Raw genomic sequence first — 26,336 nt, 5'->3', positions numbered from 1 at the left:
TACGCACTTTGTTATTTCTGCCTGAAAAGTAAAAAAGGACTTCCGTTCTAAAGGAAGTCCTTTTGTAATTCGTAGCGAGAGAGGGACTTGAACCCTCGGCCTCCGGGTTATGAATTCTGAGTCTTTTGAATCCATTTGGGCTTATTTGATTTAATAATCAATTGTTTATAAGATATTTAAGGATATTCAATTTTTATTCAAAGCCATAAAAATTCATATTAAAACGTGATTTGTTGTACATATGTTGTACATAGATTTCGTATCTTTATAAGGCAAAAAATAACACTATGGCGACTGTAAAGATAGTATTACGCAAGAATTATCAGAAGAAGGACGGTACTTCCCCAATTGCCCTACGAATAACAAAAGATAGAAAGTCAAAGTTCCTTTTTACAGGTGAGTACATTCTTGAAAAGGATTGGGACCAAACAAAGGGGTTAGCTAAAAAAAGTCATCCTAATTCTTCACGCCTTAATAACATGCTTTTGAAAAAGATTACTGAAGCGCATGATATGGCTTTGGAAATTGAATCAAGCGAAAAAAAGCAATCTGTAGCTACAATCACTAAAAAGATTGTGGGAGAGGATAAATATGATTTTTTCAAAGTAAGTGAGGTTTTTTTGGCGAATCTCCTAAAAAGAAAAAAGTTCAATCAACAATACAATCAAGAAAAGAGGTTGGGGATTTTTAAAACTTATTTAGGGCGAAAAGAGCTTTCCTTTACCGATTTGGACGTCACCTTATTGAAAAGGTTCGAGGCATATCTTCTTTATGAACGAAAAGTCGCCCCAAGAACGGCGATAAACTACTTAATGCTTATCCGCACCATTTATAATTTTGCCCGAAAGGAATATCATGTTGATGATAGGAACTACCCATTTGGAAAAGGTAAAATACAGATTAAGTTTCCTGAAAGCGAAAAAATCGGATTGAACAAGGAAGAGGTTCAATTACTTGAAACCGCAGACAATTTGACAAAAGCACAGCTTCATGCCGTGTACGTATGGCTAACGAGCTTTTACTTTGCGGGTGTTCGGGTTGCTGATGTCATAAAACTAAAATGGTCCGACTTTAAAGATAATCGCTTATATTATCGTATGGGGAAGAACAGGAAACTTGTCTCATTGGTCGTTCCCGATAAGACCAAAGAAATTCTTAAGTATTTTGAGGCTCAAAAGAGGGGGAAGGATGATTTGGTTTTTCCTTTTTTAAAAGGCACCAATTTGAAAGATGACAAAAGAGTAGCAACTAGGGTTAAAACCGTAACCCGAAATTTAAACCGGCGATTGCAAATCGTTGGAGAAAAACTGGGTATTGAGAAAAAACTATCTATGCATATAGCCCGTCATAGCTTTGGAAACATTTCTGGCGATAAAATACCTATTCAAATGCTTCAAAAACTGTATCGTCATTCTTCGATTACAACAACGGTTAACTATCAATCGAATTTCATGCACAAAGAAACCGATGATGCCTTAGAAAAGGTAGTAAACTTTTAAGAACATCCAGTAGTTCGGTTATTTTGTCGAAAGATTTGAATACAATTGGATTATTAGGGTACCTTGTACTTTTCTATAATTGTATTCGATGCAAGTAGTTTGCCTACAAGAAGAAGCTTTCTATGCCTTGTTTGACAAGGTAGTGGAATATTTAGAGCAAAAAAGAGCTGATAAGCCAGAAAAATGGATTGACGGCGAGGAAGCAATGTTTCATCTCAAAATAAAATCCACCACCACTTTGCAAAAACTGCGGGACGAGGGTAAAATCAGGTTTTCCCAACCTCAAAAGAAAGTAATTCTGTACGATCGGGATTCTATTAATGAATATATCGAGGCACACGTTCGTGAAACTTTTTAGCCATGGAAGAAAATATAAAAATTGATGAGGAGTATAAAAAGGCATTCAATCTTGGATATGAATTGGCGAAAGAGTTGAATCTAAAAACTCCGATGTTCAAAAGTGTCGTGCCGACCGACGATCACATGAATGCTGTACAAGCAGGAATGATGCAATATAGTAACGAACTAAATAAAAATCTACATAAAGGAAATGTCCAACATCAGGAATCAAATGTAAAACCACAAAATATTGCCAGTGTTCAATCAAACAAGAATAATAAGGATATAGAAAAAGGATTAGACTTTTCCAATTGAGAAATTGAAAAAGATTATCAAATTATATTTTTTATTCTTCGACATTCCTTCTGGTCAATGGGATATTCACACAAAATATTTTCGTTAATACTATTTTACTCTTTCCATTCGTATTAAAATTCTGTATAATTGTAAGACAATCCGCCGATTAAGCCCCATCTTTTTTGGATTAATTATTAATAGCCCCTTACATTAAGGGGTTTTATACATTATGACTATGACCAATCAATATCGCAAAGGATCTGAATGGAGACGATGGGATCTTCACTTTCATACCCCCTCGTCTTATGACTACAAGGACAAGGGTGTTACTAATGATAATCTTGTCGATGGATTGGTCAACAACAACATCGAGGTGATTGCAGTAACGGACCATCACTTTATAGATGTTGAGAGAATTCAATATTTACAGAGATTGGGCAAGGCAAAAGGGCTGACAGTTTTGCCAGGAATAGAATTCTTGTCCGACGCCCGCGGAAACGAACCGATACATTTCATTGCGATATTCAGTGAAATATCAAATTTGGGCTATATCTGGGGCCAAATAAAAAACAATACAGAAATTAAAAAGATAGAAGGTGAAGGCAAAAAACCATGGGAGATATACTGTGATTTGGCCGACACAGTGAATCTTGTCAAAGAATTAGGAGGTATAGTAACCATTCATGCGGGAAGCAAAGGAAATGGTATTGAAAATATTACACATTCTCTCCCCCATGCCTTAGCACAAAAAGAAGATATTGCCCAAATGATAGATGTGTTCGAGTTGGGCAAAGAGACCGATTTAGATGGGTATATGGCCAAAGTGAACCCATATCTATTCAATAAAATTGATAAATGGCTTCCCATTATTATTTGTTCTGACAATCATAATATAAATGATTATTCGAGAAAAGCGGAATTATGGATTAAGGCAGACCCGACATTTGAAGGTCTGAAGCAAATAATCTATGAACCGCAGGACAGGGTGAGAATTTCCAACAGAAAACCCGATGAGAAAAAGCTCTATGAAGTCATAGACAAGGTTAGGTTTCAAGATAGTAGCTTCACTACCGATTATATTGAAATAAACAACAACTTAACAGCTATCATCGGCGGTAAATCGACCGGAAAATCCATTTTGATAAAGAGCATAGCCCGAACCGCTGATAATGAAGAGTTCAAAAAGCGCAATACATCAGTAGGAATTGAGGACAAAAAACCAGTAAAAGGTTTTGAGGTACATTGGGCTGATGATAGTATTAGTTTTTTAGGAAGGCCCGACAACCCAACAAAGCGGATAATTTATATTCCACAATCCTATTTAAATCGAGTTGTTGATGAAGGAGAAAAGACCTCCGATATAGATGAGATTATCCAAGAAGTTCTTTTGCAAAAGCAGGAATTTAAAGAGTGGTACGAATCACTGAATGACAGAAAAAAGCAAATTTCTGATGATATAGAATCCACAATTAAGTCACTTTTTGAAAATATTGATGTAAACATTCAAAAGGCCAAAGAAAAAAAAGAGCTAGGCGATAAAGATGGCATCTCTAAACAAATAGGTAAGCTAGATACCGAAATTCAGGCTCTACAAGAGAAATCTCAGGTGAGTCCTGAGGACATTAAACTTTTCAACAACACTACGCAGCTAATTAAAGAAAAACGTGGCAGTATTGAACTATTTAATAAGGATAAGGAGAAGCTGGATATGTTAAAAAGCATTGATGTTGATATTCAAGAATCACATATCCAGAATATTAATAGTGAGCAGTTGCGGGCAACCATTCAGGGTTTAGTAAAGAAGAAAAAGGGTGAATATAAGACTGATTGGCAAAGAAACATCGCACTTGAAATCGCTGGACTTAATGCAACAATCGATATCCTACAAGACGAGATTTCCGAACTAGAAGATAGTATCGCAGAGCTTCAAGCGGCTCTTGCTGAACAAAAGGCATTGGCAGATTTATTGGAGGAGAAAGAAAAAGAAGAAGCGATTTTAATGACAATCGCCGAATTGGACAAGGAAATCAGAAATTCATATGCATTGATAAAGAATAATATTGAATTGTTGGCTGAGCTGAATTCACAATATTACTCACTCTATTTAGAAGCCAAGAGTAAAGTTGATTTAAATGATTTTGATGATGAGCTTTCATTCGACATACAAACCATCTTTATGAAAGAGCGATTTCAAGGGTCATTTGTAAATAAATATTTGGATGGAAGAAAAACAAGGGGAAATGAATATGATTATCTGACAGGGTATGATTTTGAAAATCTCGAAAAGCACAAACAATTTTTGGCCAAGGAGTGTTGGAAAATTGTCAACCACAAAGTTCCAGCGCGAGAGGGCATGACGAACAAAGAGTTGGTTACCGCACTTTTTCAGAATTGGTTTTCACATGATTATAAGGTAACCTACCAAGGAGACGATATTTCAGATATGTCGCCTGGTAAAAAATCTTTTGTTTTATTGCGTTTACTAATTGATTTGGATGATAGCCAATGTCCGATACTAATTGATCAACCGGAGGATGATTTAGACAACAGGTCAATTTACAATCAAGTTGTACAGTTCCTAAGAAGACGAAAAAAAACGCGGCAAATCATTATTGTAACGCACAATCCAAATCTTGTTTTGGGCGCGGATGCGGAGGAAATAATCGTGGCCAACCAAGACGGAGACGATACGAAGAACAAGTCGTTCAAATTCGAATATGTTTCGGGTTCTATTGAGCATACTAAAGAGGAAAATCCAGAAATCAATGAAATACTGTACACACGAGGGATTCAAGAACATATTTGCGAAGTATTGGAGGGTGGTCGTGAAGCTTTCGACAAACGTAAAAAGAAGTATAACTTTTAAGTGATTTCGATTATAGGATCGCCAACCCAAGCTAAATTTTGAAGGATAACGAGAACACCGAATTTGATTTTTTAAAGGCTATCAATAGGCCTGACACTTATGAACTTCTTTATCCTGAAAAATTAGAAGGTACCGTAATCATTGCCTTATATGAAAGGTTGATCACAGGTAAGTATCAAAATGGATTTTTTGATGAAGAGGAAATCCATGCAATTTTCTCAACATTTAAGAATACAAGCATCAAAGGAGATAAGTATTATCCTAAAGAACGTAATAAACAAAGAATTAGAAGACTTCTTAAGTATTTCTTGAATTACGATGAGGAAAAAAGACTGTACTCCTTTCAAGACTATGGCTTATCATTCTGTAAAATCGCCAAGAAAACCCTAAAGGGAACTTTTGACCCAACAGAAATTGAGATTATTTGCAACAATCTAAAACGGGACCTTGAAGAAGCTTTTGGTAGCGACGAACAGTTATTAAATTGGTTTAGGGTAAATCTTGATGTATATAAGACCCGTTTGGCACAACAAACTGAATTTCTTCATCGACAAATTGATTTTGCCGTAGAAAAATTAAAGAAGGACGTTCTAAATAAAGAAACCGACCCAATAGACTTGCTCCGAACCGTAAGGGATGACTTAACCGACATTCAAAAAAAGAACGGTGAGCTTAGAATTGCTTTTGAGGATACGAATAAGATCAGCAATATGCTCATAAAAATAGAAACCAATAACGGGCAAGTTATTGACTTTATTGAGAATACTTCGCAATTTTTTAGTGGTGTACAAAGCAAACTCCGTAGTACAGATAGAAGACTCGATAGGATACAACCAAAAATAAAGCAATTGTTTGCTACCCTTCGAAGCCCAGAACTAAGTGCAAATATGGATGCATTTATCCATTTCGTATTAAAATATTCCAAAGTAAAACGAAAAGGAAACGACAAGTTGGTAGAGTTTCCCAAAGAAGTAAGGCCTTTTCTACCTCATCTAAGAAGACCTAAACTATTGGTATTCAAAAGGGATACATCGCTTTTTCCAACAGCTTCGAAAAAGCGAAAGCGCTATCCCGTGAATGAAGAATTGCAACGTAAAAACAAAGCTACGTTAAAGGAAACAATCAAAGGACTAAGAAGAATAGACGGATGGATAAATCAATTATTGGCCCAATTGGACAAAGATGGACATTTGGATATATCACAATCTTTTTTCGATGTACTTGAAACAGATAGGGATTTTGATAGAGCAGCACATGTAATGTACGGAGTTATTGAGAAAGTCTATCAACAAAAGAAATACAATGTTACCATATTCAAGACCGAAACGGTGACCATTGAAAATTCTAAGAGCAGATTATGGAAAACAATAATAAAGATAAAATGAATCTAGATTTTTTGGCTGAAGATGATTCGGAAAGACTCTTCGGGGACTTGGATTATCTTTTGAAAGACGGTGCGCACATTCAAAATTATGGAGAGAATTCATTTTTTTATGACTACTTGGCACAGAATTACAACGAACTAAATACCTATTATCTTAGATTGTTCGGAGTGCCTCTGAGAAAAAAGGGAGAGGGAGGTCATCAGTTTTACTATCTGGATTATCATTCAAGGGAAGAAAACCATATTCCTGAGAACCGTCGGTACACCATTAAAAACGAATATATCATAATGGGTGCCATTATTTATAAGATTATCTTCTTTGATGGATACATAGAGCTTAACTCTGTAGAAAAGCTGAAAAAGGCCATTACACTTGATTATGAGGAATATGAAGAGGGGCTATTGAAACTAATTGTTAAATCTGATGAGGCAGGAAAGTTGGCAGATGATGACAAACTAATAGATAAAATGGTGGGTAGAACGCTCTTGGAGTTCAAAAAGCTTGGATGGATAGATTATAAAGGAGATTATTTCGAAACCTTGCCATCATTCCATCGGCTTCTTTATATATATGAGGATGTGATAAAGAATATTAAGAACATCTTATCGAAATATCAATGAAGCAGTTTCCCCGTATACATAGTTTGGGTACAATCAACATTATCCATCATCAAGAGTTTTTTTACGAGTTTCATCCTTTTAGAACTGATTTTGTGGGTGAAAGCGGAGCGGGTAAAAGTATTGTGACAGATTTGCTTCAATTGATTCTGGTGGGATCTACTGAGTACAGTTCTTCCACCCAAGGAAAGGATGATCGACCATTTAATAGTTTGGTGCTTAAAAATGTGGATAATAGCGATTTTGGATTTGCCTATATCAACGTTGAAGTGGCTGAAAGCAAGTATCTGGTACTTGGAACATATATAGAATTAAACGGAAAACAATCCCAGGCTTTTATCGTTCAAAAGGGCCTCGATTTTGAGCAAGATTTACTTCAACCCTTAGCGGAACCCTTGATGGTTGATGAATTTGAGAAAGATGGAAACTGGATACCTGTTCGGGATATCGACCTCTTTTTTAACGTGGAAAAAGAAATTGGTTTCAGGGCTTTTAAGCGTTTTAGCAACTATCATAAAATACTTTATAAAAATAGACTGCTTCCAAAGGATATTACTGTAAAAAGTGCTTTGCAGGATTACGCCAAAATTCTACAAGCTTTTTCTCGCAAAGGAATTAGTGTAAAAGATGGAGTAGACTTACAGGAATTTTTGTTTGGCAAGCAAGAACAAGCACACTTTTATCGGGAGTTCGAAAATGTTGTGGCCTCTATGCAAGATTCTATGGATTCGTACAGAATAAATCGAAATGAGCTTCAAATTATTAAGCAAAAAAAGTTGGCGCTCAATGAACTTTTTGATCTAAGGAATGAGAAGAAGAGGTCAGAATCTAAATTTGTCGGGTTGCAGTACACTTCACTTAGTTTCAAAAAAATACAACATAACGAAGAATTAAAACAACTCATACAGAACTATTTTAAGAGCCGTGCTAAAATATCAAATCTCAATATGCTGTCGGCGCAAACGAAGGATTCTTTGGAAAAAGAATTGGAAATATTGAATACACAGCTCTCAAAAAAAATCCATGAACAATCCTCCTGGCAAATCAAGCTGGACAGTATTAAAATTGTGGAAAATTTCATGCGTTTAAATAATTTGGCCACAGTAGATGAATTGAGAAAAGTCTATTTTCAAATTCAGGATAACAAGAACCTAATAAAAAGGTCAACAGAATTAGAAAAACTCTTGTCCGAAAATGATCTTTTGAGAGCATTTGAAAGTCTTGATCTTCAAAGTGGTTATGGGAACGTGGTTTTAAAATTAGAGAAAACCATAGTTGAGAAGCAAGAGGAACAGGCTGTCAATCAAGCACTTTACAAATTCAGTAATATTGATAATAAAAAGTCTTTGGCCTATTGGGTTATCAACAATGGTCAAAGCCTTACAAAGGAGCAAGAAAGCATAATCTGGCACTTTCAAGAACTGGAGACTGAAACTCCCAAGAAACTAATTAAAGGGTCTAGGTATATTCCCGATCCTTCAAAGCTCATGGAATCGAAATTCAAGAAGGCCATTGACAAGGAATATTTCTGGATTGATTTAGGTGGCGTCAATTATTACATCAAATATGTTGAAGAAAGACTTTTTGATGGTCGGGATGTTGATAATATTATCAAACGATTTAAGAACAATCGAGAGCTCTTGAATAAAACAATTACCTGGCTAGAGACTCAAATTACCGACGATATTAAACTGTTAAAATTTATAAAGGGATTACCAGAGCCCCAAATACATTTTGAAGCATGGTTGAAGCGAGACAGTTTAAACCACAAAAAAATTGAAATAGAAAACCCCTTGTTGGCCAATAATATAGAGTTCTTCAATATGCATATTGCTGAATATGGTAAAAAGGAATCAACACGATTAAAATTCGATGAGATAAAAAAGGAAGTGGATGAGTTGATCAAAAGGAAGGGCATTGTAGAATCATTAAAGGAACTTTTGCATAAATATCGATATTATGAGCCCAATGAACCCAATGAGTTGATTTCAACGCTCTCTAATAAATACAATGTCACCTATTCACCTACGGAACAGATTTCGTTTAACTTTTCGAAAGATAATTTCTTTTTTGATTTTGATCAACAATATCGGGAAGCTTTGCAGAACATGTCTGTTAAAAAAAAAGTACAAGAACTCAAAGATAGCCTTAATGATGTAGAGAAAAGACTTTTCAAAATAGAGATGGAATACGAGGAATTGAAAACTGAAACGACCACGAAGGCGACCACTCAAGAAGAAATCGAAACTGCCAAAGCAGAATTTGAAAATTTCGATGTCAATTACAAAGCTGCTTATAAGGCAATTTTAATAAATCATGTTGAAAACGACAGTAAATTATTGGAGCAAACTGAGGATTTTAAAGTCTTGGCCCGTACCATTTTACCCAATATCTTCAATGATATCTCCTTTGAGGAAAACGAAGTAATGGATAAGATTGGTGAATACCTTGACGATATTAATCGCAAGAACGCAGAGATTACTAAAAATAAATTGGTACATATTCGAGATTTGTTGCAAGACTTACAATCAGAAGTATTGCGACAGACCAACATTGTACGTAAGATTGACAATTTTTTCAGGAAGCCATTTGCAAAGATTACAGGTGGGCATCATGTGTCTTTAAAAAAGCAGGACAATCCTAGAATTTCGGTTGATTGGATAGCAAGTTTTTTGAACGAACTAAGTGTAATTAATGAAGGCCTTTTTAATCCGACCGGGGCATTTCTTTCAGAAGATGAAAACAAGCAACATGCGTCAATAGCGGACCATATTAAAGATGAATACCTAAGATATAGCAAATCTCGTAAGGCCAACGTCACCCTCAAGGAGTTGCTTAATCCATTTTCTTACTATATGCTCAATTATAGCATTCGCACAGCAGGTGGTCAACGCAATTCGGGAAGCACGGGACAAACATATACGGCTATTGCCCTACTGTGCATCGCTAAGCTGTCGTTGACACAAGAAAATCCTGAAAAGCTCGAAAAAGGGTTGAGATTCATGAGCATTGACGAAGCCGCCGGTATAGGTTCTAATTTTGACATGTTAAGAGAGATTGCTGAAAAGTATGACTATCAGATACTTTCACTGTCCATTGGCTTAAATAGGTTGACCGAGGGTAACCAATATATCTACAGACTTTACAAAAATCCTGAAGAAGATTTTATAAATCACCATCCAGTGCCGATATTCAGTAGCCAAGAATGAGAGATGATATAGAATGGAGATATCTAAAAGGTTTGTATAAACTGTACAAAGAAGGAAGTGTACGCAACAAATTAATGGGCAGTCCCTTCATAAAGAATATTCTACATGAAAGACTTCAATTAGTCGGTTACAAGAAAGGTAATATGGATATTGTCGAAGCCAGCCCCAGGTTCAAGAACTATTTTGAAAAAGAATTTTTGGAGCAGTATAAGTACTACGCCAATTTTTTTCAAAATTCTGGTTTAGAAAATAGTGGAAAGAAAAAATATGACAGGTATGAATTAGAGACATTGATGTTTATTTACAGACATCGAGAAGAGCTTAAAAAAAACTTAACTACAATGCGAATCTTTAGCTCCAATATATTTCAGCAAAAGGATTCCAAATTCCTGGAGAATCGCCCTGGGCTTCTCAATGACGTAAAAATTCTTCTCCAGATAAAAGAATTTCCAGAGGAGGGAACAAAAGACAATCAATGGCGATTTGTCATAGACTGCTTTAGAGCCAAAGCAGTTCTATTGTGCGAAAACATTGATTTTCTAAAGGCTTACTGGAAGTTCACCAAAGAAAACATTGAGCTTTGGTACGTGGGGGGAAATAATACCAAAAAACTCGAAAGGCTTTCAAGTCGTTATCTTTCATTGCCAATTTTTTATGTATGCGATTGGGATTATCATGGTCTAAAAATTTTCCAAAATGTAAGTGACTTGCTTGAAGATAAAGGAGTTTCCCCAAAACTTATTGTACCTCCTAATCCAATATTTAAGCCTATCGATTCTGGACAGCATAAGAGCCGATGGCCTAAAAGGGATTTTGCAGGTTTAGACAAAAATTATTTTTCGCTTGAAGCCATATCATTGATAAGTCAATTAATAGCTAAAAATAATTGGTTAGAGGAACAAACCATTGATGCAATCCCTTTAATCAAATCTCACTGTCAATAAATGCAACACAGTTGCACGTAATTCTTGTTACCTTTGCAATGTGAAATTTTTGGCAATCATATTATCAGTGTATTTCTTGGCACTCAATTTTGTGCCTTGTAGCGATGCAGGAAATGTTTCTGATGATTCCCAAATCGCTTCGATTGTTGATTTTGATGGCGACCACGACCAAGATTGCGAATTATGCTCGCCATTTTGCCAGTGCCATTGCTGCCACGTGCACACCATAGATTTTGGTATCGCTCAATTCGCGCCACTTCCACTTACCATTCCACAAAACAGCTTTGCCCATTTCGATAGTGTAGGCAAGGATATTTCACTTTCCCTTTTTCAGCCCCCACGGGTTTAATTCAGTTTACATAGGATAGCTATATCCTGTCTTGACGTGTCTTCATTTTAGATATGTCAATATGGTGCGTTGCATTTCTGTAGTGCTCTCACAGAGAATTTTAACTGAATTAACACCTGAATCTATGATCAACAGAATCATTGATTTTTCAATCAATAACAAATTTATTATCGGTCTGCTAACGCTTGCTTTAATCGGCGGGGGTATCTATAGTATGACGCAGGTTCCAATCGACGCCGTGCCGGATATTACCAATAATCAGGTACAGGTCATCACGCAATCGCCAAATCTAGGTACAGAGGATATCGAGCAATTCGTGACCTATCCTGTTGAAATTGCTATGAGCAACCTTCCCAACGTTAAGGAAATTCGCTCGATTTCACGATTCGGACTTTCCGTGGTTACGGTCGTATTTGATGATGATATGGGAACCTACCTGCCACGTCAGCTGGTTTCAGAGAAACTGACAGAAGTACGTGAGCAGATTCCCGAAGAACTAGGCCAACCTTCTATGGGGCCAATTTCAACAGGCTTGGGCGAAGTATATCAATATACCCTGAAAGTCGAACCTGACTTTCAGAACAAATATTCCTTGTCCGACTTGCGCACGATGCAGGATTGGATTGTCCAAAGACAAATGGCAATGGTACCAGGGGTTGTTGAAATCAATGCCATTGGTGGAAAAATAAAACAATATGAGGTAGCCGTTGACCCTAATGAGCTAAAGGCTATCGGTCTTACGATCACGGATGTTTTCGAAGCCTTGGAAGCGAACAATAAAAATACGGGCGGTGCTTATATCGAAAAAAACCGACAAGCCAACTTCATCCGTGGCGAAGGCTTGGTACGAAGCCTTGATGACATCAAAAAAATCATTATCAAAAATGAAAACGGGGTGCCCATTACCGTAAACGATGTTGCCGATGTACGCTTTGGTTCTGCCGTACGCTATGGGGCACTGACACAGGATGGCGAAGGCGAGGTTGTTGGTGGACTGGTAATGATGCTTAAAGGTGCAAACTCAAACGAGGTCATTGTCCGTGTAAAGGATAGGATGGCCGAAATCCAGAAATCACTTCCGGAAGGGGTGGTCATTCAGCCTTTGTTGGATAGAAGTAAGCTCATAAGCGAGACCACCGGAACAGTACGCAATAATCTGTTGGAAGGCGCACTCATCGTAATCTTCGTACTGGTTTTCTTGTTAGGGAACTGGCGAGGCGGATTGATAGTAGCTTCCACCATTCCCCTATCCTTATTATTCGCCTTTATACTGATGAACGTTTTTGATGTATGGGCAAACCTAATGAGTCTGGGGGCTATCGACTTTGGTATCATCGTGGACGGGGCGGTCATTATCGTTGAAGCAAGCGTATTCCTTTTGAGCAGCTATGTTATTAAAAAGAAAACTTTAGATAAGGAAAAGCGCAATGATATTGCCGCAAATGCCTCAAAAAAAATGATGAACGCCGCCTTCTTCGGGCAATTGATAATTCTTATAGTATTTCTACCCATTCTAGCATTGGAAGGTGTTGAAGGAAAGATGTTCCGGCCAATGGCACTTACATTCATATTTGCGATGATAGGGGCAATGTTTCTATGCCTGACCTATGTACCAATGATGTCCGCCCTGTTTCTGAAGCCACCTAAAAACGAAAAAAAATCGTGGGGCGACCGTTTTGTTTTTTGGGTACAGCGCAACTATGAACCCTTATTGACACGCACATTGCAAAAAGGAAAATGGGTCGTAGGAATTGCCATCGCCATATTTGCGGTGGCCGTTTTCACGTTTATGAAAATGGGCGGCGAATTCATACCACAATTGGATGAGGGCGATATTGCCTTTCACGCTATTCTTAAACCCGGTAGTTCCCTCAGCGAGACGATTGAAACCACTACCAAGATAGAGCATATCGTAAAGGCCGAATTTCCCGAAGTGGAAAAAATTGTGAGCCGTATCGGTGTCGCCGAAGTTCCTACCGACCCGATGCCGATGGACTTTGCCGATGTATTCGTCATACTTAAACCACAGGACGAATGGGTATCCGCTGAATCAAAAGATGAACTTATCGATAAGATGAAGGATGCCATAAGTATATTGCCCGGTATCAATTATGAGTTTACCCAACCCATCGAAATGCGCTTCAATGAACTGTTGGAAGGCATTCGTGAGGATGTGGCCATTAAAATTTATGGCGAGGATATCGATGTACTTGCAGCCAAAGCGGACGAGATTACCAAAATCATCGCAGGTACCGAAGGTATAGGTGATATGAGGGCGGAAGCCACTTCGGGCTTACCACAGATGACGATAAAGTACAATCGTGATAAACTGGCACAATACGGCGTGAGCATCGACCAACTCAATATGATAGTCCAATCCGCTTTTGCCGGAGGATATGCAGGGGTCATCTTTGAGGGCGAAAAGCGTTTCGATTTGGTCGTTAGGCTCGACGAGCAGAACCGTACGGATATCAACGACATCAGGAATCTGTACATCAATTTACCGAACGGTTCGCAGATACCGCTTCAAGAACTGGCCGCTATCGAGTACACACCGGGACCGATGCAGATAAGTCGTGACAATACCAACCGTAGAACCTACGTGGGGGTAAATGTGCGTGGACGCGATGTGGAATCGTTAGTCAATGAGATTAAGGTCAAGCTGGATGCAAACCTTGATCTACCACCGGGATATTTTATCCGCTATGGGGGTGCATTCGAGAATTTGGAGCGTGCCAGCAATCGGTTGCAGACCGTCGTTCCCATTGCATTGTTCCTCATTTTCATCCTGATTTACTTTGCCCTAAAATCCTTTCCGCAGACCTTGATGATTTATCTGGCCATTCCGATGGCCACCATAGGTGGTGTGTTTGCACTATGGCTCAGGGATATGCCCTTTAGCATTTCCGCTGGGGTAGGCTTTATCGTATTGTTCGGTGTTGCCGTACTGAACGGTTTGGTAATGATCAGCGGTCTGAATGAACTGAAGGAAGAAGGTGTGACCAACTTGAAAGACCGTATTGTGGAAGGAACAAAACGTAGGATACGCCCTATTATGCTTACGGCCTTTACCGATATTTTAGGTTTCCTTCCGATGGCCATTTCTGCATCCGCAGGGGCTGAAGTACAACGACCTTTGGCCACCGTGGTCATCGGTGGATTGATAACTTCCACGCTCTTAACCCTCTTTATACTTCCCATCTTTTATCAATGGGCCGAAAAACGTTCGGAACGTAAGACGAAAATCAATCCTAAATTCGTAACCGCAACGGCAATGGTGTGCTTGCTGTTTACTTCCACTATCGCGAAATCGCAAGAAATACAATCGCAAGATTCCCTACCAATTATATCATTGGAAAGAGCAGTTGAAATTTCCAAAGAAAATTATCCACTATTGAAAACAAAACAGTTGGAAATCCAAAAGCAGAACGCCCTGAAAGGTATTGCGTATGATTTAGGGAATACCCAAGTGTTCACGGGCGGCGAAGAAGTCGGCGACAGTCAGGGAATTTACACTGTGGTGGGCATGGGTCAGCAGAATATCAATCTGTTCGGCATCGGTGCAAAGAAGCGTTTGCAGAAACAGCGCATCGCCTTGGCGGAAACCGCTCTTGACCTAACCGGACTGCAAGTGGAACAAGAAGTCAAAAAGGCGTGGTCGCAAGCGTATCAACAACGACGGAAATTTGAACTGTACCGCGAGTTGGATTCCATCTATTCACAGTTTGAAAAAGCCATCGAAATGAATTATGAGGTCGAAGCCATTTCACGATTGGAATATTCATCGGCGACCAATCAGGCCTTGCAAATCAACAATAAATTGCAACAGGCCGAAAGCGACTATGCCATTGCACTTCAAAAGCTCAATCTTTGGTTGGTTTCGGATACGTATTACACCGTTACCGCCACACTTGACGAAAGTGAAGTGGCTGTATTGGGAATACCCGCAAGTATAGAAAATCATCCCGAGCTGGAACTTTCGCAAAAGCGAATCGACGAGGCCGAAGCCAACTATAAAGCAGCCCGTTCCGATTTGTTGCCCAATCTCAACCTTCAGGGCGGATTGCAACAGGTAAACGGAAGTAGTGGATTCTACACGTATCAGGCAGGCATATCGGTTCCCCTATTTTCTGGCACCCCGCGTAGCCAGGCAAAAGCCGCTAAAATCGACGGCGAAATCGCCAAGACCAATGCAGAATTTGTAAAACGGCAATTACAATCGGAATATCGGCAGGCCATACAAGCCTATCAAAAGTGGGAAGCATCTTGGCAATTTTACAAGAATAGAGCCTTGCCGCTTGCCCAGGAGCAACGAGAGGGCGCATTGGTAGCTTACAAGGAAGGTGCGGTCGATTATGCGGCATTTACCCAAATCATAAGGGATGCCATACGGACCGAAATGGATGCTTTGGACGCGCTCGACAATTATCTAAAATCAGTTTTCGAACTACAATATTTCAAACAATAATGAAAAACCTATCTAAATACACAGCTATCGGACTATTAGCAATGCTTTTGGGGATGACCTCTTGTGGAAATTCAAAAAGCGATGCTTCTGAGAATAAAGAGGCAAATTCCGAAATGAAAAAAGAACATTCCGAGGGCGAAGCTGAGGAAGTGATGCTCACCGCAAAACAGTTCGATGCCCTGCAAATGCAAATCGACACCTTGCAAATGCGAAATATGAGCGGGTATGTGAAAGCCAATGGTCAGTTGGAAGTTCCTCCACAGAACGAGGCCACCATCACAACGGTGGTAGGCGCCAATGTGGTATCTATCGAGGTCATCGAAGGTGATAAGGTCAACAAAGGGCAAACAGTCGCTTACCTCTCGCATCCGAACATCATTCAAAAACAGACGGATTACCTAAATTCATATAGCAATAGTCAATTTCTAAAGAAAGAATTTGAACGACAAAAAACCCTTTACGATGCAGGTGTGGGTAGCGGTGCCAATTTTCAGAAGGCCGAAGCAGAATATCGGGCATCCCGAAGTAGGGCAAGCGGTCTTGAAGCGCAATTGCAACAGTTGAACATCAGTGCAGCTGGTGTAAAAAACGGAACAATTTATCAGCGGGTGGCACTCAGAAGTCCCATTGAAGGGTTTGTTGAAAAGGTAGCAATCAAAACAGGCCAGTATGTAGAACCGCAGACCGACCTAATGGAAATCGTGGACACCCACCACGTGCACGCCGACCTGATGGTTTTTGAAAAGGATGTGCACAAGGTCAAGGAAGGGCAGAAAGTCACTTTCAATGTCCAATCCATTCCCGGTAAGGAACTTACCGCTGAAATCTATTCCGTAGGAAAGACTTTTGAGCAGAATCCGAAAGCTGTTCACGTCCACGCAGAAATCGAGAACAAGGAAGGCAACTTGATACCGGGAATGTACATTCAGGGGCGCATCCAAACGGACAATACCAAAACATTGGCAATTCCTGAAAGTGCCATAGCGGCTGATGGCAATAAGTTCTTTGTGTTTTCAGTCGAAAAGGAAGGTGATAATTGGTCTTTTATACCCTATGAGGTAACAAAAAACATTCAAGATGGTGAATGGATTGCCATTGACTTTCTAACGGAACAAAAATCGAAAGCAAAATATGCCTATAACAATGCCTACTATCTAATGGCGGAAATGAAAAAAGGGGAATCGGAAGAACACTGACATTGATAAACACAACTAAAAAATGAAAGAAATAGAACAAAGACTTACCGAAAATGGCGTTCGTCCTACTGCAATGCGAATATTGATTTATAAGTATTTAGCAGAAAAAGAAGCAGCGACTTCGTTAACAGATATTGAGACTGCTTTTGCGAAAGCCGAACGTACAACTTTGTATAGAACACTGCGCACTTTTGAGGAAAAGAAGATTGTACACCAAATAGATGATGGTACGGGCATACAAAAATATGCTCTTTGTGAACCAGGTTGTGACTGTAGCCTTGAACAAGATTTGCACTTGCATTTTCATTGCAATAACTGCGATGAGACCGTTTGTTTGACTGAGCACAAAATTCCGCATATTAATTTACCTGATGGTTTTGTAGCCGAGGATGCCAACTTAGTACTCAAAGGAATTTGTGATAAATGTAGTGGACAGTAAATGCACTTCTGTTGCAGTCTTATTTTAAAGAATTTTAAGCCCATTATGAAAAAGAAAAAAGTAAACTTACGCGATTTAGACCCTAAGAAACATCAGGGCGAGCATTCACACGATGATGGACATAATCACAGTGGTCCAGAAGAAGCATCCAATTTTAGAACCTACCTACCTGCGATATTCAGCTTTGTGATGCTGATTATCGGTATTGCCGTGGATTACTTCGATGCCTTCCCTTTCTTTGAGGGATGGGTACGAATTGTATGGTACACGGTTGCTTATATTCCCGTTGGGTTTCCGGTAATCAAGGAAGGTTGGAACAGTATCAAAAACGGCGATTTCTTTACCGAGTTTTTCTTGATGTCCATTGCAACTCTGGGCGCATTTGCTATAGGCGAATATCCCGAAGGTGTGGCCGTAATGTTATTTTATGCCGTGGGCGAACTGTTCCAAAGTGCAGCGGTCAATCGTGCCAAGGGGAACATTAAGGCGCTCTTGGATGCGCGACCTGATGTAGCACTGGTCTATCGCAATGGGGATTTTGTTTCTGTCAATCCCGAAACGGTCGAGATTGGCGAAAAGATACAGGTGCGAGTGGGCGAAAAAATTCCTTTGGACGGGATTCTTTTGTCCGAAAAGGCATCGCTGAATACGGCTGCCATTACCGGTGAAAGCAAACCCGATACCATTGGAAAGGACGAAAAGGTCTTTGCCGGGAGCATCAGCCTTATTGGTGTCATCGAAGTGGAGACCACCAAGGAATTTAAGGACAGTTCCATCGCCCGAATCCTGGATATGGTGCAGAACGCCACTGCCCGAAAATCAAAGACCGAACTGTTCATCAGAAAATTTGCAAGGATTTACACCCCTATCGTCGTTTTCCTCGCTATTGGGCTTACATTCTTGCCTTACTTTTTTGTGGACGATTACGTGTTTAGGGATTGGCTCTACCGTGCACTGATATTCTTGGTGATTTCCTGCCCTTGTGCATTGGTCATTTCCATTCCATTGGGTTATTTCGGCGGATTGGGTGCAGCATCACGAAACGGTATTCTGTTCAAGGGCGCATCCTTTCTCGATGCAATGACCAAAGTGAATACGGTGGTAATGGACAAAACGGGAACCGTTACCAAGGGGGTATTTAAGATTAAGGAAGTAGTAAACAGCTCGGCTTTTACCGAAGCGGAATTTATGTTGTACCTAATGGCTATGGAAGAACAATCCACCCATCCCATTGCAAAGGCGATATTGGAATACAAAGCAGACGGTGCGGATTTTGAAGCGACAGAAGTTTCCGAAGTCGCCGGAAAAGGACTGAAAGGAACGGTCAACAGAAAGCAGGTCTTAGTGGGAAATAAGGCTCTGATGACTTCAAACGGTATAGAAGTGCCATCTGAAACCGATAGCATTGTAGAATCAATAGTAATGGTTGCTATTGATGGGAAATTCGCAGGTTACGTGACCATTGCCGATGAGCTTAAGGAAGATGCGCACCAAGCCATCAAGCAAATAAGGGAAGCAGGTATTTCTAAAATCATAATGCTATCCGGCGATAAGGATTCCATCACGCAACAGATTTCCAAGGAATTGAACGTCGATTGGGCAAAAGGCGGTCTCCTGCCAGAAGATAAACTGAACGAGGTAGAAGAACTCAAGAAACAACCTGAAACCACGGTAGCATTTATGGGGGACGGTATCAACGATGCTCCGGTACTTGCCGCCAGCGATGTAGGAATCGCAATGGGCGGTCTGGGCAGTGATGTAGCAATTGAAACTGCTGATATAATTATCCAGACCGATCAACCGAGCAAAATAGCAAGAGCTGTCAAAATAGGTCGTTCTACCCGAAGCATCGTTTGGCAGAATATCGGATTGGCATTCGGGGTAAAAATTATCGTGCTTATTCTGGGCGCAGGAGGACTTGCCACGATGTGGGAAGCGGTATTTGCTGATGTGGGGGTAGCTCTTTTAGCTATTTTTAATGCGGTGCGGTTACAGAAAAAGAAGTGGTAATGATATATTTTGAAAGAAATGCTATATTCCATTATGCCAAAAAATGAACCAATAAAACAGCATTACATCCCTCGCTCGTACCTTAAAAATTTTGGCGTGGAAGGTAAAAAAGGAAACTATTTCGTCGATGCCTACAAATTAGAAGACGAATTTCTCTTAGAGCAAATTAGTACGAAAAGCATCTGCTTCAAAAAGAACCTCTACACTATTCCCAATGCCGAAGTCGATAGGAAATATGCTTTGGAACATCACTATGCGAAACACGTAGATTCCGAGTTTCCGAAAATATATGCATTACTGATAGATGAAAAGGTAATGGTTCTGACACCTGAACAAAAAAGACAGGTATTATACGTTTGTCTATCGCTCTATTTCCGCACCCCAAAAGTTCTTAATCATCATAATGCCTTTACTGACCAGATTTTAGATAGGATGTTGCTATATGCAGATGCTAACGGCGATGTAAAGTTCTCATTTGAAGAGGAAAAATATGAGTTCAATAAAAAGGACATTGATAAGGTTAGACACGAATTCAAAGAGCGCAATAGATTAAAATTCATAGTTAATCATTTGGAAAGATGGAAAGAATTTGTAGACTTCAAATACGATTGCACTATAAATGTACATCGAATCGATGATGCGAATGCGCCTTTAATTACCTGCGATAATCCAGTCTCGATTCGTGGCATAAACTCAACCCGATTCGAAGGTCTGTTTAATCCAAATTCAGTAATTACCTTACCAATGGACACTAAATATTATCTTGAAATCTTTCCGAATAGTATTGCCGACGGTCAAACCAGAATTAACAGAATGGTTCACGATAGGGATTACGTTTTTACTACGAACTCAATTATCCAGAGTAATGCGGAAAAATTAATAATTGGCAAGCCCGGAACGATTGAAAGACATTTCGAGATTCAATCAAGCTATGAACAGGACGAGAATGCCGAACGCTTTGTTGAAAAAGCAAAATTCAAACTTGAACAAATGCAAAAGTTTCACAAAATTTGCGAGACTTCAGGCTTTCCCTCAGAAGGAGCAACTGCACAACTCAAAAGGATGTTAGCGCACGAACATTTCAAAAATGAAGATCAACTGCTACAATTGAAGCGATTGCTTATTGTTATGGGCAAATGGAAATAACAATAAAATGAGCTTAAATATTGAGTTTATTTGGAAGTAAATTATGGTTTATTCATATATTTAAGTATTTGCTTAAATAATTATATTAATATATCTTTGTCAAAAACAGTACTATGGCACTTGAATTAAGTTGTACACGCGCCGAGGCCGACCAAAAGCAGCTAATGCGTTGTCGCGAAACCTTGGGAACAAACTCAGAGGCGATTGTCGAAATCAGCAAAGTGCTAGCCCTGGCCGGTAACGAAACGCGATTAAGGATACTATTCCTGTTAAATGAGGAAGGTGAGCTTTGTCCCTGCGATTTTGCCGATATACTTGAAATGAGTGTCCCAGCGATTTCGCAGCATATCCGTAAAATGAAGGATGTGGGATTGATTACTTCGAGACGTGAGGGGCAGACCCTGTATTATTCATTGGTTCAGAATCACAATGAGGTATTGGAAAATGTATTTACCAAAATTCAGAAAAATAAAAAGGTAGCATAAAAATGGAAACAGGAAAAACCTCGAACAAGGTCGCCTATGCAGGAATATTCACGGCCATAGCGGCATCAATATGTTGTATAACCCCGGTTTTGGCATTGATTGCGGGAACAAGCGGAATTGCATCGACCTTTTCTTGGATGGAACCATTTCGACCTTATCTTATCGGCATCACTATACTCGTATTGGTCTTTGCCTGGTACCAGAAACTACGACCAAAAACACAGGAGGAAATTGACTGTGCCTGTGAGGATGATGCAAAACCCTCCTTTTGGCAATCCAAAAAGTTTCTATTTATAGTTACGGCATTTGCGGGATTGATGCTGGCATTCCCCTATTACTCCAATTTATTTTATGCACAGCCCAGTAAGGATGTTATTTATGTTTCGCAATCCAATATCGTAAAGTACACTTTTACTGTTGAGGGAATGACCTGCGCAGGGTGTGAAGCCCACGTAGAGAGCGAGGTAAATAAACTGGATGGCATATTATCGGTCAAGGCAAGTTACGAAGGTGCGAATACCGTGGTGGAATATGATAAGACCAAAACCGATTTGGCCGCAATCCAAAAAGCGATAAACAGCACAGGTTATAAAGTAATCGATGGTGAAAACAAAGAAAACGAGTAGATGAAAAAGTACGATGTTTTTGTTATCGGTTCCGGGATGGCAGGGATGACCATTGCCAATAAATGTGCTTCCAAAGGCCTTAAGGTAGGCATTACTGACGAACTGCCCTACGGTGGAACCTGCGCGCTAAGAGGTTGCGACCCCAAAAAGGTAATCATCGGTGCGACAGAAGTAAGGGATTTTGCAATACGCTTAAAGGATAAGGGTATCGATACGGTTCCCAATGTCAATTGGCGGGATATTATGGCCTTCAAACAATCCTTTGTGGATGCAATGCCGCCCAAAATAGAAAAAGGATACAGGCATAATGATATAGACACCTATCATTCTTCGGCAAAATTTCTGTCCAAAAATACCCTACAGTTGGGAACAGATACTATCGAAGCCGACAAGATTGTGATTGCAACGGGCGCAAAACCAAGGGTACTGGATTTTGAAGGTGGGTACTTGGCACTTTCGAGTACCGATTTCCTCAATCTAAAGGAGCTGCCCCAATCCCTGCTCTTTATTGGCGGAGGTTACATCGCCTTTGAATTTGCACATATCGCCGCCCGTTGTGGTGCCGATGTAACTATTGTACATAGGGGCAAACGACCTTTGGAAAACTTTGAACAGGATATTGTAGTACACTTGATAAATGCCACGAAGGAATTGGGAATAAAACTGGTTCTAGCGACCGAAGTTTCTAAAATCGAAAAGAGAGATAACCACTATACAGTTACAGGAACTACCGACGGTAAAGAAATGACATTTAGAACGGAAACCGTTTTCAATTCGGCCGGTCGCCAGCCTGCAATTTTTGATTTGGAGCTGGACAAGTCCGGAATATTCTTTTCAAAAGAAGGGGTTGCCGTCAACGAATATCTTCAAAGCGCATCGAACCCAAATGTTTATGCGGCCGGAGATGCGACAGATTCAAAAGGACTGCCCCTGACACCTGTAGCCGTTATGGAAGGACATATTGTAGCTTCGAATATCATCAAGGGGAACACGAAAAAAGTGAGCTATCCACCGATGCCCTCCGTGGTTTTCACTTTGCCAACATTAGCAGCCGTAGGTCTGACCGAGGCAGAGGCCAAATCACAAAAAATCGAATATCAGGTCAATTATAACGGGGTGGGCAATTGGTTCAACGCAGAGCGGTTGAATGTTAAGGAATATGCCTTTAAGACTATTGTCGATAAAGAAGATCATACGATACTGGGAGCACATTTAATTGGTCCCAACGCCGAGGAAACCATTAATTTGTTCGCAATAGCGATAAAGACCAAGATGAGAATCAACGATTTAAGGACGATGATTTTTTCTTATCCAACATTATCCTCGGATATTCCCTATATGCTTTAACAAAATATCAAAATTTATGAAAAGTGATGAATACACTAAAAAGCACTGGGAAGAGGTTTATACCGGAAAAAGTGATGAAGAAGTAAGTTGGTTTGAAGGGAAACCCTTGACTTCATTGGATATTATAGCTTCCCTTGACTTACCCAAAGATAGTTCAATTATTGATATTGGCGGGGGAAACTCAAACCTTATAAGTCATTTGTTGAAAAATGGCTATAACAACCTGTCCATTCTTGATATTTCAGAAAATGCACTTCAGCGTACCAAATCAAAATTAGGCAAGTCAGCCGCAAAGGTGCAGTGGATAAATTCGGACATATTGAATTTTGAACCGACCCAAGACTTTGAGTTATGGCACGACCGGGCTACTTTTCATTTCTTCACACGGGAAGAAGATATCTTAAAGTATATTGACGTACTAGGTCGTTCCCTTAAGACGGGAGCGTATTTTATACTGGCAACTTTTTCGACCACCGGGCCAAAAAGATGTAGTGGATTGGAGATTACCCAATATTCTCCTGAAAAACTAAAGGAATTGTTTAAAGTAGATTTCACCCTATTGGAATCCTTTGAAAAAATTCATAAAACCCCTTTTAAAACAGAGCAAAATTTTATTTATAACCTGTTTCAGAAAAAATAATATGGACTACGAGAGAATCCTTTTAAATTCAACCATTACCTGCCCTAAGTGCAGTTTTAAAAAAGAGGAAGAAATGCCCACAACGGCCTGCCAATTTTTCTACGAATGCAATAATTGCAAAGCCCTGTTAAAGCCGAAAGAGGGGGATTGTTGTGTATTTTGTTCCTATGGTACGGTAGCCTGCCCACCAATACAAGAAGGCTCTGGTTGTTGTTGAATAATTTCAGGATAAATTTGTAGAGCACCCCCAGTACAATTATATATTGCCAAAATTTTAAAATCGATGATACCACGAGATTTAAGCAAGGACATAAAAACGAGGTTGCAAAGTATCAATGGGCAAATTGGTGGCCTCATTAAAATGCTCGATGAAGATACAGACCCAGAGAAGATTTTAATACAGTTCAAGGCAGCACAGAAAGGATTGGATAAAGCCCATTTTCTGTTACTGGACGAAGTTTATCGAAAAGCTTTGGCCATAAAAATATCCGAAACTGTCAAGGCCTGCCCTGGAAATTGTGGCAATGAAGACCATATCGAATTTATAAGAAAACAGTTTCCAGATTTGGAATTGGACAACCTAACTGAAAAGATGAAGGAAATCGATGTGCTCAAGGCCAAGCTTGAAGCATACAAAAATGGTTGAATCCTTCCAATTAGCATAGCATTTATGGCCCACGAAACGTGGGTCATTTTTTTTGAAATTTTATTTGGAGACCACCCCACCCACCATTCTACCTTTAAACTGTTGTTATGATTTACTAACAATGAAACGATTTATGAATAATTAAAATTGAAAGAATGAAACGTCAAGTAGAAGTTTTTACGGCCAATTGTCCAGTCTGTGACCCGGTGGTCAAAATGATCAGGGAATTGGCTTGTGATAAATGTGAGGTAACGACCTATGATTTGGTCCAGCAGTGTGAAGACAAGATTTGTCTTGATAAGTTGGATGAATACGGCATAAAGAAAGTTCCCGCTGTGATAGTGAACGGCAAATTGCTGGACTGCTGTAAGGACTCGGCCATTACCAAGGAAAGATTGATGGAAGCAGGAATTGGACAATCATAATTAAAAAACAGTTAAGTATGATTCGCAAAATATTCCCGAAAATATCGCTGAACATTAGCTATCTACTATTGATATTGCTATTGGCCGTAACAGGAACGGCGATGGCCCAGGGTCACGGCCCTTTATATGGTTTGCAGACACCGACTTTGGCCAAAGGTGGTGTAGATCTGAACGTGGCAAGTATGAGTTTGAGCACGGAAGATGAAACGTCCTATATGCTCCGCTATCTGTTTTCCTATGGCATTACGGAAGACCTGCAGATCAACCTGACCACCCCCACGATGATAGAACGGTTGGGTGATGCACCAAGGACAAGGGGCAATAGCAATATGCCCGCCAACGGTGATATTGAGGCTTCCCTTTGGTACCGGTTTTTCTCGAATGCTTTTGGTGTGGGGAAGCGTTTTGAGTCCACTGCCATCGTGGGCGTTTCTGCACCAACCGATGATGTCAGGGGACAGGTCAACGTGGGCAACTCGGTACACGCTGCCATTTCAACAGGCTATGCCTCGCGTACCTGGTATGGATGGATTGGGGGTGGTTATCAATATTATTTTGAGAAAGATGGTGAACAATTGGGCGACCTGCCCTACGCCAGTGCGGTAGTGGGGTATCGCCCCAATATATTTATGGGCGATTACCCAAAGCCCGATTGGCGCATTTTCATAGAATCATTGGCCGAATTCCCTGGCGACAATAAATTTGAGGGGCAAATGGACTTTACAGATTCGCGTAGCACAAAAGTATTGGTCGGGCCCTCTTTTCTGGGACTTTACGGTGCTTGGGGAATATCGTTCGGTGCGATGTTTCCGGTCGTACAGGACTTGACACTTGGGGCAGTGAAAGAAAGGTATCGATTGGCCATAAACTTAAGCTACTGGTTATAAAGCAAGAATTTTAAAAATGTATAAAATGAGAAATATGTTTAGAATTATGATGATAGGTCTGTTCGGAATTGGCACAGCATCGGGGCAAATTACCAAAGTTGACCAAGAAGTGTATGGAATGGATTGCGCCCCTTGCGCCTATGGCCTAGAGCGGGGACTGAAAAAGATGGATGGGCTTCAGGAAGTGCGTGTCAGCCTCAATGACGGAAAGGCATATATGGGATTGGCTGCCGAGAACGGACTTAAATTACGTAGCATTCAGGAAGAGGTAAAAAAGAACGGTTTTTCGGCAAAAAAAGCTGAAGTGACCCTAATTGGAAACGCGAAGAAAGAAGATGGCCAATGGTACATTGAGACCGCTAATGAACGATTTTCCGTATCGCAGGATACTCCTACGGCGTTGTTACAAAAATTAACCGTTGGAACAGCAACCATAAGCGGAACGGTACAGGATGAGGAAGATGATAACCTCTCTGGCCAATGGTCCATCGTACTAACCAAAATCGAATAGGTTTT

23 protein-coding genes are annotated in these 26,336 nt (G+C 40.0%); all 23 read left to right on the top strand.

What is annotated here, in order from left to right:
• The first annotated feature begins 287 nt into the window (after nt 1–287).
• Nucleotides 288–1,499 (top strand): site-specific integrase, encoded by a 1,212-nt coding sequence (locus AACM45_RS04990; protein WP_339141147.1) that lies wholly within the window; start codon nt 288–290, stop codon nt 1,497–1,499.
• A gap of 88 nt (nt 1,500–1,587) precedes the next feature.
• Nucleotides 1,588–1,857 carry a helix-turn-helix domain-containing protein gene (locus AACM45_RS04985; RefSeq protein WP_067035991.1) on the top strand — a complete coding sequence of 90 codons (270 nt, stop codon included), beginning with the start codon at nt 1,588–1,590 and terminating at the stop codon, nt 1,855–1,857.
• 2 nt (nt 1,858–1,859) lie between these two features.
• Nucleotides 1,860–2,153 carry a hypothetical protein gene (locus AACM45_RS04980; protein WP_339141146.1) on the top strand — a complete coding sequence of 98 codons (294 nt, stop codon included), beginning with the start codon at nt 1,860–1,862 and terminating at the stop codon, nt 2,151–2,153.
• 217 nt (nt 2,154–2,370) lie between these two features.
• Nucleotides 2,371–5,001: a TrlF family AAA-like ATPase gene (locus AACM45_RS04975; protein ID WP_445227720.1), complete on the top strand. Its 2,631-nt coding sequence runs from the start codon at nt 2,371–2,373 to the stop codon at nt 4,999–5,001.
• Nucleotides 5,002–5,039: 38 nt separating this feature from the next.
• Nucleotides 5,040–6,386 carry a hypothetical protein gene (locus AACM45_RS04970; protein ID WP_339141145.1) on the top strand — a complete coding sequence of 449 codons (1,347 nt, stop codon included), beginning with the start codon at nt 5,040–5,042 and terminating at the stop codon, nt 6,384–6,386.
• Nucleotides 6,359–7,006: a condensin complex protein MksE gene (locus AACM45_RS04965; protein WP_339141143.1), complete on the top strand. Its 648-nt coding sequence runs from the start codon at nt 6,359–6,361 to the stop codon at nt 7,004–7,006. Before AACM45_RS04970 ends, AACM45_RS04965 begins: the two co-directional genes overlap by 28 nt.
• Nucleotides 7,003–10,212 (top strand): hypothetical protein, encoded by a 3,210-nt coding sequence (locus AACM45_RS04960; protein WP_339141141.1) that lies wholly within the window; start codon nt 7,003–7,005, stop codon nt 10,210–10,212. The genes AACM45_RS04965 and AACM45_RS04960 overlap by 4 nt, the downstream gene beginning before the upstream one ends.
• A gap of 143 nt (nt 10,213–10,355) precedes the next feature.
• Nucleotides 10,356–11,156 (top strand): hypothetical protein, encoded by an 801-nt coding sequence (locus AACM45_RS04955; protein WP_339141139.1) that lies wholly within the window; start codon nt 10,356–10,358, stop codon nt 11,154–11,156.
• Between the two features lie 40 nt (nt 11,157–11,196).
• The gene (locus AACM45_RS04950) at nt 11,197–11,505 is read left to right on the top strand and encodes a DUF6660 family protein (RefSeq protein ID WP_339141138.1); all 309 of its coding nucleotides are present in this window, start codon (nt 11,197–11,199) and stop codon (nt 11,503–11,505) included.
• A gap of 124 nt (nt 11,506–11,629) precedes the next feature.
• The gene (locus tag AACM45_RS04945; protein WP_339141137.1) at nt 11,630–15,973 is read left to right on the top strand and encodes a CusA/CzcA family heavy metal efflux RND transporter; all 4,344 of its coding nucleotides are present in this window, start codon (nt 11,630–11,632) and stop codon (nt 15,971–15,973) included.
• Nucleotides 15,973–17,169: an efflux RND transporter periplasmic adaptor subunit gene (locus AACM45_RS04940; protein ID WP_339141136.1), complete on the top strand. Its 1,197-nt coding sequence runs from the start codon at nt 15,973–15,975 to the stop codon at nt 17,167–17,169. The genes AACM45_RS04945 and AACM45_RS04940 overlap by 1 nt, the downstream gene beginning before the upstream one ends.
• A gap of 22 nt (nt 17,170–17,191) precedes the next feature.
• Nucleotides 17,192–17,608, top strand: coding sequence for a Fur family transcriptional regulator (locus tag AACM45_RS04935; protein ID WP_339141135.1), 417 nt, complete (start codon nt 17,192–17,194; stop codon nt 17,606–17,608).
• 45 nt (nt 17,609–17,653) lie between these two features.
• The gene (locus AACM45_RS04930) at nt 17,654–19,618 is read left to right on the top strand and encodes a heavy metal translocating P-type ATPase (RefSeq protein WP_339141133.1); all 1,965 of its coding nucleotides are present in this window, start codon (nt 17,654–17,656) and stop codon (nt 19,616–19,618) included.
• 18 nt (nt 19,619–19,636) lie between these two features.
• Nucleotides 19,637–20,764: a DUF4238 domain-containing protein gene (locus AACM45_RS04925; RefSeq protein WP_339141131.1), complete on the top strand. Its 1,128-nt coding sequence runs from the start codon at nt 19,637–19,639 to the stop codon at nt 20,762–20,764.
• Between the two features lie 113 nt (nt 20,765–20,877).
• A complete protein-coding gene (locus AACM45_RS04920) occupies nt 20,878–21,249 on the top strand; it encodes an ArsR/SmtB family transcription factor (protein WP_339141129.1) in 372 nt (123 codons plus the stop codon).
• Between the two features lie 2 nt (nt 21,250–21,251).
• Nucleotides 21,252–21,875, top strand: coding sequence for a mercuric transport protein MerTP (gene merTP / locus AACM45_RS04915; RefSeq protein ID WP_339141128.1), 624 nt, complete (start codon nt 21,252–21,254; stop codon nt 21,873–21,875).
• Nucleotides 21,876–23,222, top strand: a complete 1,347-nt coding sequence (locus tag AACM45_RS04910; protein ID WP_339141127.1) for a dihydrolipoyl dehydrogenase family protein — start codon at nt 21,876–21,878, stop codon at nt 23,220–23,222.
• 16 nt (nt 23,223–23,238) lie between these two features.
• Nucleotides 23,239–23,862 carry a class I SAM-dependent methyltransferase gene (locus tag AACM45_RS04905; protein ID WP_339141125.1) on the top strand — a complete coding sequence of 208 codons (624 nt, stop codon included), beginning with the start codon at nt 23,239–23,241 and terminating at the stop codon, nt 23,860–23,862.
• A 1-nt stretch (nt 23,863) separates the two neighbouring features.
• Complete coding sequence (locus tag AACM45_RS04900) at nt 23,864–24,079, top strand: GDCCVxC domain-containing (seleno)protein (RefSeq protein WP_339141124.1); 216 nt, start codon at nt 23,864–23,866, stop codon at nt 24,077–24,079.
• Nucleotides 24,080–24,145: 66 nt separating this feature from the next.
• A complete protein-coding gene (locus AACM45_RS04895; protein ID WP_339141123.1) occupies nt 24,146–24,508 on the top strand; it encodes a metal-sensitive transcriptional regulator in 363 nt (120 codons plus the stop codon).
• A 155-nt stretch (nt 24,509–24,663) separates the two neighbouring features.
• Complete coding sequence (locus tag AACM45_RS04890; RefSeq protein ID WP_275615871.1) at nt 24,664–24,933, top strand: thioredoxin family protein; 270 nt, start codon at nt 24,664–24,666, stop codon at nt 24,931–24,933.
• 17 nt (nt 24,934–24,950) lie between these two features.
• Nucleotides 24,951–25,820 carry a hypothetical protein gene (locus tag AACM45_RS04885; protein ID WP_339141122.1) on the top strand — a complete coding sequence of 290 codons (870 nt, stop codon included), beginning with the start codon at nt 24,951–24,953 and terminating at the stop codon, nt 25,818–25,820.
• Between the two features lie 25 nt (nt 25,821–25,845).
• Nucleotides 25,846–26,331, top strand: a complete 486-nt coding sequence (locus AACM45_RS04880; protein WP_339141121.1) for a heavy-metal-associated domain-containing protein — start codon at nt 25,846–25,848, stop codon at nt 26,329–26,331.
• The last annotated feature ends 5 nt before the right edge of the window (nt 26,332–26,336 follow it).

The sequence above is a fragment of the Croceitalea sp. MTPC5 genome, assembly GCF_036985505.1.
Taxonomy (GTDB): Bacteria; Bacteroidota; Bacteroidia; order Flavobacteriales; family Flavobacteriaceae; genus Croceitalea.
This window is presented reverse-complemented; position numbering and strand designations above follow the sequence as displayed.